This window comes from Cognatiluteimonas lumbrici, from assembly GCF_006476065.1.
Taxonomy (GTDB): domain Bacteria; phylum Pseudomonadota; class Gammaproteobacteria; order Xanthomonadales; family Xanthomonadaceae; genus Cognatiluteimonas; species Cognatiluteimonas lumbrici.
This window is the reverse complement of the sequence record NZ_ML636798.1, coordinates 1930554-1945268: the sequence shown is the minus strand read 5'-3', so window position 1 is coordinate 1945268 and position 14715 is coordinate 1930554. Positions and strand designations below refer to the sequence as shown.

16 protein-coding genes are annotated in these 14715 nt (G+C 72.2%); 10 read left to right on the top strand and 6 right to left on the bottom strand.

Features of this window, described 5'->3' with window-relative positions; all coding sequences use genetic code 11:
- Nucleotides 1–3: 3 nt before the first annotated feature.
- From E4F25_RS09425 to E4F25_RS09400, 6 genes are read left to right on the top strand one after another with little or no spacing between them, the layout of a single operon-like run.
- The gene (locus E4F25_RS09425; RefSeq protein WP_140909887.1) at nt 4–366 is read left to right on the top strand and encodes a hypothetical protein; all 363 of its coding nucleotides are present in this window, start codon (nt 4–6) and stop codon (nt 364–366) included.
- A 5-nt stretch (nt 367–371) separates the two neighbouring features.
- Entirely contained in the window at nt 372–899 is a 528-nt protein-coding gene (locus E4F25_RS09420) for a phage holin family protein (RefSeq protein ID WP_181168256.1), read from the top strand.
- A gap of 31 nt (nt 900–930) precedes the next feature.
- Nucleotides 931–1323 (top strand): hypothetical protein, encoded by a 393-nt coding sequence (locus E4F25_RS09415; protein WP_140909886.1) that lies wholly within the window; start codon nt 931–933, stop codon nt 1321–1323.
- A 9-nt stretch (nt 1324–1332) separates the two neighbouring features.
- On the top strand, nt 1333–2412 hold the full coding sequence (locus E4F25_RS09410) for an AI-2E family transporter (protein ID WP_140909885.1): 1080 nt from the start codon (nt 1333–1335) through the stop codon (nt 2410–2412).
- A gap of 38 nt (nt 2413–2450) precedes the next feature.
- A complete protein-coding gene (locus E4F25_RS09405; RefSeq protein ID WP_140909884.1) occupies nt 2451–3182 on the top strand; it encodes an HAD family hydrolase in 732 nt (243 codons plus the stop codon).
- Nucleotides 3179–4549, top strand: coding sequence for a leucyl aminopeptidase family protein (locus E4F25_RS09400; RefSeq protein WP_140909883.1), 1371 nt, complete (start codon nt 3179–3181; stop codon nt 4547–4549). Before E4F25_RS09405 ends, E4F25_RS09400 begins: the two co-directional genes overlap by 4 nt.
- 81 nt (nt 4550–4630) lie before the next feature.
- Here the strand turns inward: E4F25_RS09400 and E4F25_RS09395 are convergent, their stop codons facing one another.
- Genes E4F25_RS09395 through E4F25_RS09380 form a run of 4 tightly spaced genes read right to left on the bottom strand, consistent with a single transcriptional unit; the run spans nt 4631 to nt 8140 of the window.
- Complete coding sequence (locus tag E4F25_RS09395) at nt 4631–5233, bottom strand: response regulator transcription factor (RefSeq protein WP_140909882.1); 603 nt, start codon at nt 5231–5233, stop codon at nt 4631–4633.
- Nucleotides 5230–6375 (bottom strand): sensor histidine kinase, encoded by a 1146-nt coding sequence (locus tag E4F25_RS09390; protein ID WP_140910405.1) that lies wholly within the window; start codon nt 6373–6375, stop codon nt 5230–5232. The genes E4F25_RS09395 and E4F25_RS09390 overlap by 4 nt, the downstream gene beginning before the upstream one ends.
- Nucleotides 6376–6398: 23 nt before the next feature.
- On the bottom strand, nt 6399–7181 hold the full coding sequence (locus E4F25_RS09385; protein WP_140909881.1) for an ABC transporter permease: 783 nt from the start codon (nt 7179–7181) through the stop codon (nt 6399–6401).
- On the bottom strand, nt 7181–8140 hold the full coding sequence (locus tag E4F25_RS09380) for an ABC transporter ATP-binding protein (RefSeq protein WP_140909880.1): 960 nt from the start codon (nt 8138–8140) through the stop codon (nt 7181–7183). Before E4F25_RS09380 ends, E4F25_RS09385 begins: the two co-directional genes overlap by 1 nt.
- Nucleotides 8141–8319: 179 nt before the next feature.
- On the opposite strand from E4F25_RS09380, the gene E4F25_RS09375 reads away from it, so the two are divergent.
- Genes E4F25_RS09375 through E4F25_RS09360 form a run of 4 tightly spaced genes read left to right on the top strand, consistent with a single transcriptional unit; the run spans nt 8320 to nt 12838 of the window.
- The gene (locus tag E4F25_RS09375) at nt 8320–9567 is read left to right on the top strand and encodes an efflux RND transporter periplasmic adaptor subunit (RefSeq protein WP_140909879.1); all 1248 of its coding nucleotides are present in this window, start codon (nt 8320–8322) and stop codon (nt 9565–9567) included.
- 48 nt (nt 9568–9615) lie between these two features.
- On the top strand, nt 9616–10305 hold the full coding sequence (locus E4F25_RS09370; protein WP_140909878.1) for an ABC transporter ATP-binding protein: 690 nt from the start codon (nt 9616–9618) through the stop codon (nt 10303–10305).
- A gap of 28 nt (nt 10306–10333) precedes the next feature.
- Nucleotides 10334–11500, top strand: a complete 1167-nt coding sequence (locus E4F25_RS09365) for an ABC transporter permease (protein ID WP_140909877.1) — start codon at nt 10334–10336, stop codon at nt 11498–11500.
- 12 nt (nt 11501–11512) lie between these two features.
- Nucleotides 11513–12838, top strand: coding sequence for an ABC transporter permease (locus E4F25_RS09360; protein WP_140909876.1), 1326 nt, complete (start codon nt 11513–11515; stop codon nt 12836–12838).
- A gap of 30 nt (nt 12839–12868) precedes the next feature.
- On the opposite strand, the gene rarD is transcribed toward E4F25_RS09360, so the two are convergent.
- Nucleotides 12869–13792 carry an EamA family transporter RarD gene (gene rarD / locus E4F25_RS09355; RefSeq protein WP_140909875.1) on the bottom strand — a complete coding sequence of 308 codons (924 nt, stop codon included), beginning with the start codon at nt 13790–13792 and terminating at the stop codon, nt 12869–12871.
- On the bottom strand, nt 13789–14715 hold the full coding sequence (yedA, locus tag E4F25_RS09350) for a drug/metabolite exporter YedA (protein WP_140909874.1): 927 nt from the start codon (nt 14713–14715) through the stop codon (nt 13789–13791). Before yedA ends, rarD begins: the two co-directional genes overlap by 4 nt.

The following is a 14715-nucleotide window of genomic DNA, read 5'->3' as shown; positions in this document are numbered from 1 at the left end:
CGCATGAGCCCGACCGCGACCGACAGCATCAAGACCAACCTTGGCGAGGCCGGCAGCCACGTCAAGCAGGCCGCCAGCCAGGCAGGGCAGGCAGCCAAGGGCGCCGCCAGCGCCGCCGGCGAGGAGCTGCGCCTGGGCAAGGCGCAGGTGAAGTCCGAGCTCGCCGACGGCGCGCTCGCCGGCATCGCCGCGCTGGAACAGGCAGGCGCCGCCAGCCGCGAGCAGGTGGACGCACTGATGGACAAGGGCCGCGACCTGGTCGACAGCGCCGCCGACCTGATCCGCGAGCGCCCGCTGGCCTCGTTCGGCATGGCCTTCGCCGCCGGCTGGATCATCGCCAAGCTGGCCCGCGGCAACAGCAAGTAAGCGGCATGAGCGAGCCGCGGGACGAGAACCCGCCCGGCATCGAGGAGGCGCTGCGCGAACTGCGCGATACCGGACGGGCGACGCTGTCGGCCGGCCGCGATGCCGGCAAGGCACTGCGCATCCTGCTCGCCGCCGATGTCTCGCTGGCGCGCAGCGCGTTCGGGCGCACGCTGGCCTTCTCCGGGGTCGCGATCGCATTCGGCGCCTCGGCCTGGTTGCTGCTGATGGCGGCGCTCGTCACCTGGCTCGCCGCCGGGCTCGGCCTGCCCTGGTCGCTGGCGCTGCTGCTGGCGGGGGCGCTCAGCGCGGCGGTGGCGTTCTGGGGCATGCGCACGGCGATGGGCTACTTCGAGCACACCCGGCTCAAGGCGAGCCGGCGGCAGCTCGCGCGCCTGGGCGTCGGCGAGCTGGCCGGGCTGATGCCGGACGCCGGTTCGGGCGTGTCGGCCGAGGACGCCGCCGAGGCGGTCCGCGATGCCACCGAAGAGCAGCCGGTCAAGAAGGGACTGGGTGTCGATGTCACGCCACCCTGACCCAAGCGAACACACGGCAAAGGATCCGGACATGGGCTTCGAAGCCTTGATCGAGAAGGTGCACCAGGCCGAGGCCGCGCTCGAGGCGCAGGAACGGCGCACGGTCGCGGACTGGCGCCAGTTCTCCGACTCCTGGCGCGCGCTGTGGACGCCCGGCCGGATCGTGCTCGCGGGCCTGGCGTCCGGGCTTGCGGTCGGCAGCGCCGAGCCGTTGCGCAAGGTCGGCGGCGGCGGCGCGCTGCAACTGGCCAGTGCGCTGGCCGGGTTGTTCGCCGGCGGCAGCGCGCAGGCCGCGGCGGGCGAAGCGGAGGCTGCGGCGGAAGCCGCGGCCGGCGAGCCCGGCGAGGTGGCCGCGCCCGCGCAGGCGCCGATGACGACGCCCGAGGACACCCAGCGCCGCTACCGCGAAGCCGGCCTGCCCTGAGCCGCCACCATGGCCACCCCGCCCATCGAACCCGCCGTCGCCTCGCGCCCGCGACCGCGGGCCTCCACCGCGCTGGTGATCCTGGCCACGCTGGCGGTCGGGTTCACCCTGTGGGCGGCCCAGGGGCTGGTGCTGCCGGTGCTGCTGGCGATGTTCTTCGCACTGATCGGCAACCCGATCATCCGCGTGCTGCAGCGGCTGTACGTGCCGCGCTTCGTCAGCGCGCTGCTCGTGCTGGTGCTCGGCCTGGTCGGCACCGGCCTGCTCGCGCAGCAGCTGATCGCGCCGGCGAGCGAATGGATCCAGCAGGTGCCGCGCGAGATGCGCCAGCTCGCACCCAAGCTGCGCGACCTCGCCAAGCCCGTGCGCGAGGCCAACGAGGCGGCGGAGAACATCGCGCGCGCGGCCGGCGGCGACGACGGCGAGGCCAAGCCGCAGGTGGTCGCGACCCGCCCCGGCACCTACGAGACCCTGACGGCGACCCCGCGCATGATCGCCGCGGTGCTGGCGGTGGTGCTGCTCACGTTCTTCTTCATGGTCTACGGGCAGAGCCTGCAGCGGAACGCGATCGCGCTGCTGCCGGGGCGCCAGCAGAAGAAGCTGACGGTCGAGATCCTGCAGTCGATCGAATACGAGATCTCGCGCTACGTCCTCACCATCAGCCTGATCAACGGCCTGGTCGGGCTGGCGCTGGCGGCCGCGCTGTACTGGATCGGCGTGCCCGGCGACGAGGCGCTGCTGTGGGGCACGATGGCGGCGCTGCTCAACTTCGCGCCCTACGTCGGCCCGCTGATCGGCATCCTGATGATGCTGCTGATGGGCTTCGTCGCCTTCGACGACACCTGGCACTCGCTGCTGCCCGCCATCGTCTACCTGGTCCTGCACACCCTCGAGGGCCAGATCATCACCCCGATCGTGCTCGGCGCGCGCATGGCGCTGTCGCCGCTGGTGCTGATCCTGGCGCTGATGGTGTTCGGCTGGGCGTGGGGGATCATCGGCCTGCTGCTGGCGGTGCCGCTGCTGGTGTGCTGCAAGATCGTGCTGTCGCGGATCGAGGGCCTGGAAGGCTGGGCGAAGCTGCTGGAATAGCCGCGGGAGCGCGCCTCGCGCACGATACAATCGAACCCGTGAGCTTCCCCGTCCGCGCCATCACCCTCGACCTCGACGACACCGTCTGGCCGATCGCGCCGGTCATGGTGCGCGCCGAAAGGGTCCTGGCCGACTGGCTGCGCGAGCACGCGCCGCGGACCGCCGAACGCTGGCCGCTGCCGAAGATGCGCGAACTGCGCGACGCGGTCGCCGCCGAGCACCCGCACCTGGCGCACGACTTCACCCGACAGCGGCTGATCGCGCTGGAGCGGATGTTCGAGGAAGCCGGCGACGACGTCGCCCTGGCCGAACCCGCATTCGATGCGTTCTTCGCCGCGCGTTGCGAGGTCGAGCACTACGCCGACAGCCTCGAGGCGCTCGACCGCATGGCGGCGAAGCTGCCGCTGGCCGCGCTCAGCAACGGCAACGCGGACCTCTCGCGCATCGGGCTGATGCACGTGTTCCGCTTCCAGCTCGGCGCGCGCGAGCACGGCCGCGCCAAGCCCGACGCCAGCATCTTCCACGCCGCGTGCGAGCGCCTGGGCGTCGCGCCCGGCAAGGTGCTGCACGTCGGCGACGACATCGAGATGGACGTGCTCGGCGCCCACCGCGCCGGCTTGCGCGCGTGCTGGATCAACCGCGCCGGCGACGACGGCGTCAGCCGTTCCTGGCCGCGCGACGACCTGCGCCCCGACCTCGAAGTCCCCTCCCTCGCCGCGCTGGCCGACTGGCTGGACGCGCACCCCGACCAACGACAGGGCGTCGCATGAACGCAACGCAAGGATCCACCCGCTCCCCGGCCGCGGCGCGGTCGCTGCACATCGTGGACCGCGAGCGGGTCGCGGCCTGGCGCGACCGCCAGCCGGCTTCGCTCGGCCAGTGGATGGAAGCCAACCGCTTCGAGGCGGCCGCGGGCAGCGTGCTGCTGCTCCCCGGCGACGACGGCATCGCCGGCGCGGTGCTCGGCGTCGGCGACGCGCGCGATCCGTACAGCTACGCCCACGCCCCGTTCGCACTGCCCGAGGGCGACTGGCGCGTCGAGGATGGCCTGGACCAGGAAGCACTGCGCGCGCTGCAGCTCGGCTGGGGCCTGGGCAGCTACCGGTTCACCCGCTACCGCAAGCCGTTGCGCCCGCCCGCACGCCTGGTGCTGGGCGCGCCGGATGCGGAAACCGACGACGTGCTCGCGGCCTGCCTGCGCGTGCGCGACCTGGTCAACACGCCGACCGAGCACATGGGGCCGGAGCAGCTCCACGGCGAGATGGAAGCACTGGCCGGGATCCACGGGGCGCGCTTCACCGCCGTGGTCGGCGACGCACTGCTGGAGCAGGGTTTTCCCGCGATCCATGCGGTCGGGCGCGCCTCGCACCGTGCGCCGCGGCTGCTGCAGCTCGAATGGGGCGACCCGGCGCACCCCGGGCTCGCGCTGGTCGGCAAGGGCGTGTGCTTCGACACCGGCGGGCTCAACGTCAAGGCCGGCGACGGCATGCGCAACATGAAGAAGGACATGGGCGGAAGCGCGCACGCGATCGCGCTCGCCGGCCTGGTGATGGCGCGCCGCCTGCCGGTGCACCTGACCCTGCTGGTGCCCGCGGTCGAGAACGTGATCGGCCCGCTGGCCTACCGCCCCGGCGAGGTCGTCGCCACGCGCAAGGGCGTCTCGGTCGAGATCGACAACACCGACGCCGAGGGCCGCGTGGTGCTGTGCGACGCGCTCGCCTTCGCCTGCGAGCAGCCGCGCGCGCTGCTGCTCGACTTCGCCACCCTGACCGGCGCCGCGCGCATCGCGCTCGGCCCGGACCTGCCGGCGCTGTACGCCAACGACGATGCGGTCGCCACGCAGTGGCTCGAGGCCGGCATGGCGCAGCGCGACCCGGTGTGGCGCATGCCGCTGTGGCGCCCGTACCTGCGCTACCTGACCAGCCACGTCGCCGACATCGCCAACTCCGGCAGCTCGCGCATGGGCGGCAGCATCACCGCCGCGCTGTACCTCGAGCGTTTCGTGCCCGAGGCGCAGCCGTGGGCGCACCTGGACGTCTACGCCTGGAACGACAACGATCGCCCCGGCCGCCCCTGCGGCGGCGAGGCCCAGGGCCTGCGCTCGGCCTGGGCGATGCTGAAAAAGCGGTTCCTGTAGGAGGCGCTGGCGCCGCGACCCCTGCAACCTTGTGGGAGCGCGCCTTGCGCGCGATCGCGGCCAAGGGCCGCTCCCGCAGAGTCAGAGCCAGCCCTTCTGCCGCGCGGTGCGGAACGCCTCGATCCGGTTGCCGGCGCCGAGCTTGCCGATCGCCTCGCTGAGGTAGTTGCGCACGGTGCCCGCGGACAGGTTCAGGAGCGTCGCGATGTCGCCGGCGGACAGGCCGTCGCCGGCCAGGCGCAGGACCTGGCGCTCGCGGTCGTTGAGCGGATCGCTCTCGCCCCAGGCATCGACCGCCAGCTCCGCGTCGATCGCGCGGCCGCCGCGGTGCACGTTGCGGATGGCGTCGGCGAGCTGTTCCGCCGGCGCGTCCTTGAGCAGGTAGCCGCGCACGCCGGCGTCCAGCGCGCGCCGCAGGAAGCCCGGCCGCGCGAACGTGGTCAGGATCACCACCCGCACCGGCAGCTCGTGGCGCTGCACGCGCTGCGCCAGGTCCAGCCCGGTGAGGCCCGGCATCTCGATGTCGGTGACCAGCACGTCCGGGCGCAGGCGCTGCAGCTCGCGCCACGCGGCCTCGCCGTCGGCCGCGGAGCCCAGCACCTCGATGTCTTCCTCCAGCGACAGCAGTGCCGACAGCGCGCCGCGCACCATCGCCTGGTCCTCGGCCAGCAGCACGCGGATCATGCGTGCTCCACGGCGGGCGCGACGCCGGCCGCCAGCGGTACCTCGATCTCGAGCGAGGTGCCGCTGCGCGTGGACGCCAGCACCAGGCGGCCACCGAGCTGGCGCACGCGCTCGCGCATGCCGGCCAGGCCGTTGCCCTCGCCGCGGCTGCAGCCACGGCCGTCGTCGGACACGCGCATCCGCAACCGCCCGCCGCCGGCATCGAAGGCGACACGCGCGATGCTGGCCTGCGAGTGGCGCGCGATGTTGGTCGCGGCTTCGCGCAGCACCAGCGCCAGGGTGCGCTCGGTCTCGGCCGGAAGCGACGGCGTCGGCTCGTAGTCCAGGGCGATGCCGGAGGATTCGAGCAGCAGCCGCGCCGAGGCGAGTTCGGCGGCCAGGTCGGCCGAGCGGATCCCGGTGACCGCGCTGCGCACCTCCGCCAGCGCGTGGCGCGCGACCTTCTCCGCTTCGACGATCTCTTGGCGCGCGGCGCCCGGGTCGCGGTCGAGCAGCTTGCGCGAGAGTTCCAGCTTGAGGGTGATCAGCGACAGGGTATGCCCGAGCAGGTCGTGCAGGTCGCGGCCGATGCGCTCGCGCTCGGCCGTGGCCGCCAGCCGCCGCACCTCGTCCTGCGACAGCCGCAGCGCCGCCTCCCGATGGTGGTTGGCGACGTCGACGCTGACGATGGTGCCGATCACCAGCGTCATCGGCAGCATCCAGGCCAGCAGTTGCCACGGGAATCCGAGCAGCACGATGACCGCGGCGAGCGCGGCGTTGAGCGCGACGACTTCCAGCAGGTAGCGCCACAGCGGCACCCGGGTGGTGATCCGAAGCATCACGCAGCCGAACACGAAGTAGCTCAGGCCGGAGGGGTACCAGCGCAGGAGCACCAGCGACAGCGCGACCATGCCCAGCGCGTAGAAGATGCTGCGCCGTCGCGGCGCCAGCAGCACGCGCGCATACAGCAGCAGGAACAGCGGATAGGAGACGAGCGTCAGCACGAGCCACTGCGCGGTGTAGCCGTCGCCGCCGAACAGCGGGGTGATGAACAGCCACGCCGACCACAGCAGGTGGACCGCGTCCTGCCACGGCGACCTGCCGCAACGCATCGTGTCCGCGACCGCGGAATCGGGCGCGGGGGTGAACCAGCGGCGGAGCATCGGGGCCACGGCGCGATCCTACTTCAACCGTGCCGCCGCAGCCGCCGCGCGGCAAGCAGCAGGCAGGCGAGCGCGAACAGCGCCAGCACCAGCACGCGCCACGGCGACGCCGGACGCCCCATCCCCACCGCCGCCAGCGACAGTTCGTTGAGATGGTAGCTGGGCCACAGCGGCGCGATCCGCTGCAGCACCTCCGGCATCATGTGCAGCGGGAACCAGAGCCCGGACAGGAAGGCGAGCGGCAGGTACACCAGGTTGAGCAGCGCCGGCGCGCCCTGCCCCTTGACCCAGGTGCCGACCAGCAGGCCGAGGGCGCAGAACGGCACCACGCCGAACGCGTCCACCAGCAGCAGGCGCGCGGCCTGCGCCGGCGTCAGCTCCAGCCCCGCCAGCGCGACCGCCAGGCCAATCAGCAGCGTCCCCACCGCCAGCGCCACCAGCACCGCCATCAGCAGCTTTCCCAGCAGGTAGGCGCCCGGGGGCATAGGCAAGGCCCGCTTGAGTTCGAGCAGTCCTTCGCCGCGCTCCAGCGCCAGCGAGACGCCGAACCCGAACAGGCCCGGCGCCATCACCGCGAACGTGCTGTAGCTGGCCAGCAGGTAGCGCGCGACGTCCGCGTTGCCCCGATTCAGCACCACGCCGAACATCAGGTAGAACACGGCCGGGAACAGCATGATCGGCAGCAGGAAGGCCGGCTCGCGCAGGTAGCGCAGGACTTCCGAGCGGGCTTCCTGCGCGTAGGCGCGCAGCACGCGGGCGCGCGGCATCGGTGCGTCCGGGGACAGGGTGTGGGATGCGACATCCATCAGGCGGCCTCCTCCAGGTGCGCGCCATCGCCGGCGGCGGCTTCGGCAGCGCCGGACCGGGTGATCTCGGTGAATGCCTCGGCGAGGCCGGCACCGCGCAACTCCAGGCCCTCGACGCCGGCGTCGGCCGCGAGCAGCCGCCGCAGCAGGTCCTCGGCGCGGGTGGTGGTGATCCACAGGTGCCCGCCGTCCAGGCCGGCGTCCACGGTCTCCGGCCAGGCCAGCACCTCGGCCGGCGCCAGCCGCGAGCGGCAGCGCACGCGCTTGGCCGCGACGCGCTCGCGCAGCGCATCCACGCTGCCCTCGGTGACGATGCGCCCGGCGGCCATGACGCAGACGCGATCGGCCAGCGCTTCCGCCTCCTCCAGGTAGTGCGTGGTCAAGACCACGCCGCAGCCATCGGCGACGAGTTGCCGGATGGCGGCCCAGAGCGCCACGCGCGACTGCTGGTCCATGCCCACGGTGGGCTCGTCCAGGAACAGCAGGCGCGGATTGCCGACCATCGCCAGCGCGAACTGCACCCGGCGCTGCTGGCCGCCGGACAGCTTGCCGTAGGGCCGGCGCACGAGGTCGTCCACGCCGGCGAGCGCGGCCGCGTCGCCGGCGTCGCGCGGGTCGGGGTAGTAGCTGGCCACCAGCCGCAGCAGCTCGCCCACCCGCAGCGTGCCGGGCAGCTGCGCATGCTGCAGCATGACGCCGATGTTGCGGCGCGCAACGATGTCCTGCGGATCGCGACCGAACAGCTCGGCGCGTCCCGCGTCCGGCCGCTGCAGGCCCAGCAGCAGGGAGATCGCGGTGGTCTTGCCGGCGCCGTTGGGGCCGAGCAGGGCCAGCAGTTCGCCGCTGCGCAGCTCCAGGTCCACCCCCTGCAACGCCGCGACCTTGCCGTAGCGCCGGCATGCGCCGGCGAGGCGTGCGATCGGCCGGTGGCGCGCTTGCCCGTGCGTGTTCTCGTCCATGGAGCCACGATGCCGGCCGCGGCCGCCGGCCGGCAGTCGGTACCATCAGGCGAATCGCATGACAGGCGTCACGTGACCCGCCGCGCGTCCGTCCCTAGTCTGGCGCCATCGGGTCGCGGCACGGGCGTCGCTCGTGCATGGGGCAAACTAGCGACCTTTTCCGCCATTCACTGGACCGCATGAACGCTTCCTCCGAACTGCTGAAGGAACTCCGCATCGACCGCAAGGCACCGCCTCCGCCGCCGCGCCCGGGGCTGTGGATCGGCGTCGGCGTCGCCGCGCTGGCGGTGCTGCTGCTGGCGCTGGCCGGCTGGTGGCTGTTCGGGCGGCCCGACCCGGTCGAGGTGCGCACCGAAACCGTGGTCGCGATCGGCAGCACCACCGGCACCAGCGCCGCGTCCGTGCTCGACGCCACCGGCTACGTGGTCGCCCGGCGCATGGCGACGGTCTCGGCCAAGGTCACCGGCAAGGTGCGCGAGGTGCTGATCGAGGAAGGCCAGCAGGTCGAGGCCGGCGAGGTGCTGGCCACGCTCGACCCGGTGGACGCCGCCGCCCAGCGCGAGCTGGCCGAGGCGCAGCTCGCGGCCGCGCGCAGCGCGGTCGCCGGCGTCGAGGCGCAGTTGCGGGAGGCCGAGTCGCAGGCACGGCGGCTGGGCGCGCTGGTCGAGCAGCAGCTGGTATCGAAGGCCCAATACGAACAGGCGGTCGCCGCGCGCGACGCGCTGCGTGCGCAACTCGCCACCACCCGCCGCAACGCCGGGGTCGCCGCCGACCAGCTCGAGATCGCGCGCCTGGGCGTGGACCACACCATCGTGCGCGCGCCGTTCGCCGGCGTGGTCATCGCCAAGGCCGCGCAGCCGGGCGAGATCGTGTCGCCGCTGTCGGCCGGCGGCGGCTTCACCCGCACCGGCATCGGCACGATCGTGGACATGGATTCGCTCGAGGTCGAGGTGGACGTCGGCGAGCAGTACATCGGCCGGGTCAAGCCGGGGATGCCGGTGCAGGCCACGCTCAACGCCTATCCGGACTGGAAGATCCCGGCGCACGTGATCGCGATCGTCCCCGCCGCCGACCGCGGCAAGGCCACGGTCAAGGTGCGCATCGCGCTTGACGAGCGCGACGAGCGCATCGTTCCCGAGATGGGCGTCGCGGTCAGCTTCCTCGAGAAGCCACCGGAGCAGGAGCAGGCCGCGGCACCGCGCGGCGTGCGCGCACCGGCCCGCGCGATCGCCGAACGCGACGGCCGCGACGTCGCCTTCGTGCTCGCCGGCGACGGCGAGGAAGTGGAACTGCGCGAGGTCGAGGTCGGCCGCGCGCTCGGCGGCAACGGGCAGCAGGTGCTGTCCGGGCTCTCCGCGGGCGAAGAGGTGGTCCTGGATCCGCCGGCCTCGCTGGCCGACGGGAGCCGGGTGGTGGTTTCGCAGTAACCGATTCTCGAATCGCGGCGCTAGCGCCGCTCCTACAGGACAAGGCATATGGCACTGGTCAGCATCCGCAACCTCACCAAGACCTACCAGCGCGGCCCGGAGCGGGTCGACGTGCTGCACGGCCTGGACCTGGACATCGCCGCCGGCGACTTCGTCGCCCTCATGGGGCCGTCCGGCTCGGGCAAGACCACGCTGCTCAACCTGATCGGCGGGCTCGACACCCCGACCGGCGGCGAGATTTCCGTGGACGGCCAGCGCATCGACGCCATGAAGGCCGGGCAGCTCGCGCACTGGCGCAGCCAGAACGTCGGCTACGTGTTCCAGTTCTACAACCTGATGCCGATGCTGAGCGCGCAGCGCAACGTCGAGCTGCCGCTGCTGCTGACCAACCTGTCCGGCGCCCAGCGCAAGCGCAACGCGGAGATCGCGCTGACCCTGGTCGGGCTGGCCGACCGCAGGTCGCACAAGCCGAACGAACTGTCCGGCGGCCAGCAGCAGCGCGTCGCGATCGCGCGCGCGATCGTCTCCGACCCGACCCTGCTGATCTGCGACGAGCCCACCGGCGACCTCGACCGCCAGTCGGCCGAGGAGATCCTGGGCCTGCTGCAGACGCTCAACCGCGAGCACGGCAAGACCATCGTGATGGTCACCCACGACCCGAAGGCCGCCGAGTACGCCAGCCACACCCTGCACCTCGACAAGGGCACCCTGGTCGAACAGGTCGTCCACGCGGCCTGAGCCGCCCACTGACACGGGGGCAAGACACATGAAGTACATGCACCTGATCTGGGCGGCGCTGTTCCGGCGCAAGACCCGCACCTTCCTGACCCTGGTCTCGATCCTGGCCGCGTTCCTGCTGTTCGGCCTGCTCGACGGCGTGCGCAGCAGCTTCGCGCAGGCGGGGCAGACCGCCAACGGCGCGCAACGGCTGCAGACGCAGTCGCGGCTGTCGTTCATCCAGACGCTGCCGATCTCGCTGCTGCCGCGGATCGAACGGGTGGACGGCGTCAGTGCCGTCTCGTACGCCAACTGGTTCGGCGGGGCCTACCAGGACCCGCGCAACCAGATCTTCAGCTTCGCGGTCGCGCCGAACTACCTCGACCTGTTCCCGGAGATGCAGGTGGATCCGGCGGAGCGCGCCCGGTTCGACGCCACCCGCACCGGCGTCCTGGTCGGCGAGAAGCTGATGCAGCGCTTCGGCTGGGAGGTCGGGCAGAAGATCCCGCTGCAGTCCACGATCTTCCCGAACGCGGACGGCAGCAAGAACTGGGCCTTCGACATCGTCGGCACCGTCCGCGTGGCCGACGAGGACTCGCAGGCCTGGTTCGACCAGATGCTGTTGCTGCACTACAAGTACTTCGAGGAGTCGACCCCGTACGTGGACGGCGACGTCGGCTGGTACGTGGTGCGCGTGGCCGACGTCGACCAGGCCGACCGCGTCGCCAAGGCGATCGATGCGCTGTCGGTGAACTCCGACCACGAGACCAAGACCATGACCGAGCAGGCGGCGGCGCAGTCCTGGGTGAAGCAGATGGCCGACATCGGCCTGATCGTCGGCTCGATCATGGGTGCGGTGTTCTTCACCCTGGTGCTGCTGACCGGCAACACCATGGCCCAGGCGGTGCGCGAGCGCATCCCGGAGCTGGCGGTGTTCAAGACCATCGGCTTCTCCGACCGCAGCGTGCTGGCGATGGTGCTGGCCGAGTCGGTGCTGCTGGTGCTGATCGGCGGCGTCATCGGGGTGGCCCTGTCCACCCTGTTCGGGCCGGGCGTCACCCAGGCCACGCAGGGCGCGGTGACCGTGCCGCCGCTGGGGCCGCAGGGCTGGCTGACCGCACTCGGGCTGATGGTGGCGATCGGGTTGCTGGTGGGCGCATTGCCGGCGCTGCGCGCCATGCGCCTGAACATCGTCGATGCACTGGCCGGACGCTAGGGAGCCACGCGCATGAACAAGATCAAGGGAATCCTCCGCGGCCTGTTGCTGGCCCTGGTCGTGGTGGCCGGCATCTACGCCTGGCTGGCGCTGCCGTGGTACGTGCTGCTGGCGATCGCGGTGCTGTTCGGCGCCTGGATGGCGTTGACCCGCCGCGGCCGCCAGGCAAGTTCCGTCACCCAGGTTGGCCTGAGCACGCTGCGCCAGCGCATCGGCGCCTCCTCCGTGGTGGTGGTCGGCATCGCCGGCGTGGTCGCGGTGCTGGTCGCGCTGCTGGCGATGGCCGAGGGCTACCGGGAGACGCTGCAGAAGTCCGGCAGCGAGGACACCGCGCTGGTCATGCGCGGCGCCTCCGCCGCCGAGGTGATGTCCACGCTGGACAACGCCAGCATCAACGTCATCACCCAGGCGCCGGGAATCGCCCGCGACGACGAGGGCCGGCCGCTGGCGTCGGCCGAGCTGCTGGTGGCGGCCAACCTGCCGTTGCGCGACGGCGCGCCCGACGAGGAAGGCAGCGTGCAGCTGCGCGGCGTCGACGAGCGCGCCTGGGCGGTGCGGCCGAACATCGAGCTGGTCGCCGGCCGCAAGTTCGAGAGCGGCCGCCGGGAACTGGTCGCAGGCGTCGGCGCGCAACGCCAGTTCGCGGGGCTGGAGCCGGGCAACACGCTGCACATCGGCAGCCAGGACTGGACCGTCGTCGGCGTGTTCCGTTCCGGCGACGCGCTGGACTCGGAGATCTGGGCCGACGCCGGCGTGGTCGCCTCCACCTACGAGCGTGGCAGCACCCGCAGTTCGGTCACCGCCAGGCTCGAGCGCGCCTCCGGGTTCAAGGCGTTCAAGGCGGCGCTGGCCGGCGATCCGCGCCTGGACGTGGATACCCAGACCACGCTCGACTACTTCACCGAACAATCGAAGGTCATGACCATGATCATCCGCGTGGTCGGCATGGTCGTCGGCGCGATCATGGGCATCGGCGCGGTGTTCGGCGCGCTCAACACGATGTTCGCCACCGTGGCCTCGCGGATGCGCGAGATCGCGACCCTGCGCGCGATCGGCTTCCGCAGCGTGCCGGTGGTGGTGGCGGTGATGCTTGAGACGATGCTGCTCGCGCTGCTCGGCGGATTGCTCGGCGGACTGCTGGCCTGGATCGTGTTCAACGGCTACACCGCCTCCACCATCGCCGGCGGCGTCGGCCAGCTCAACTTCGAGTTCGACGTCTCGCTGCCGGTGCTGTGGACCGGGCTCAAGTGGGCGCTGGCGATCGGCTTCGTCGGCGGCCTGTTCCCCGCCCTGCGCGCCGCGCGCCTGCCGGTGACCGACGCGCTGCGCGCGGCCTGAGGCTTCCTGTGGGAGCCGCCATGGCGGCTCCTACAGGGGCGGCGGGTTGACCGGCTTGCGGGCCCGCCACAGGCCGTCGCCCGCGTACACCGCGAGCGCCAGCCAGATGAAGCCGAAGCCGATCGCGCGGTCGCTGCCGAATGGCTCGCCGAGCAGCAGCACGCCGCACAGCAGCTGCAGGGTCGGCGCGATGTACTGCAGCACGCCGACCAGCGAATAGGGAATGCGCTGCACCGCGTCGGCGAAGCCGATCAGCGGCAGCGCGGTCAGCAGGCCGCCGACGACCAGCAGCGCGGCGACGCCCCAGCCCCAGCCGGGGATGTCGCCGTGCGGCACGAACCCGCCGAGGCCGTGGAACTCACCCCACAGCAGCAACCCGAGTGCCGGCAGGAACAGGTACAGGCTCTCGATGCCGAGGCCGCGCACCGGCGGCACGTTCACCAGCTTGCGCACCAGCCCGTAGGCGGCGAAGGTGCAGGCCAGGGTGATGGCGATCCACGGGAAGCTGCCGTAGTTGAAGGTCAGCCACAGCACGCCGCAGGTGGCGATGCCGACCGCGACCCATTGCATGCGGGTGAGCCGCTCGCGCAGCAGCGCCACGCCCAGCACCACGTTGATCAGCGGATTGATGAAGTAGCCCAGGCTGGTCTCGACCACGTGGCCGGCGTTGACCGCCCAGATGTACAGGCCCCAGTTGAACGCGATGAGCATGCCGCTGATCGCCAGCATCCAGGCCGCGCGCGGGAGCGCCAGCGTCTGGCGGATCCAGCCGCGGCCGTAGCGCCAGCCGAGCCAGCCCGCGACCAGCACCGTGCTCCAGACGATGCGGTGCATGATGATCTGCAGCGACGGCACCGCCTTGAGCAGGTGCCAGTACAGCGGCATCACGCCCCAGATGACGTAGGCGGCGACGGCGACCCAGACCCCGCGGCGGTCGATCCGCGCCGCGCTCACGCACCCGCCTTCGCGGGCACCGGCGGCCGTGGCCTGCGCGCCTTGGCCAGGTTGATCGCGACCACGCCGAGCAGGATCACGCCCATCGCCGCCAGTTCGCCGGTGCTGAAGCGCTCGCGCGCCAGCCAGGCGCCGAGCAGCACCGCGATCGCGGGATTGACGTAGGCGTAGCTGCCGGCCAGCGCCGGGCGCACGTTGTGCAGCAACCAGATGTAGGCGCTGAAGGCGACGATCGAGCCGAAGCTGGCCAGGTAGGCGACCGAGAGCGTGCCCTTGAGCGTGGGCATGCCGTCGAAGCGTTCGCCCAGGACCCAGCCCGCGGCGGTGATGAGCATGCCGCCGGCGAGCATCTGCGCGGCCGCGGACATGAACGGCGACGGCAGGTCGCGGCCGCGGCTCCAGATCGAGCCGAAGGCCCACGCGACGGTCGCCACCATCAGCGCCACCAGCCCGGTCTTCGACGCGGCCAGGGCGGCGCTGCCGGCGTTGAGCCACACGACGCCGACGAAACCGATCGCCAGGCCCACCCATTCGACGCGCGTCGGGCGGTCGCCGCGCAGCGCCGCGAACAGCGCCATCCACAACGGCGCGGAGGCGACCGCCACCGCCGCGAGCCCGGAGTCCACGGTCTGCTCGGCGACGCAGACCAGGGCGTTGCCCAGGCCCAGCAGCATGACCGCCATGGCCACCAGCGTCGGCCATTGCGCGCGGGTCGGCGCGGGCACGCCGCGCCAGCGCAGGAACGCGTAGAACGCGCCGCCGGCGACGATGAAGCGGATGCCGGCCATCAGCAGCGGCGGCCAGCCGCCTTCCAGCGCGAAACGGATGCCGAGGTAGGTGGACCCCCAGATGAGGTAGACGGCGACGAGCGCCATCGCGACGGCGATGCCGCCCGTGCGGGCAGTCGAGGCGGGGGAGTCCAT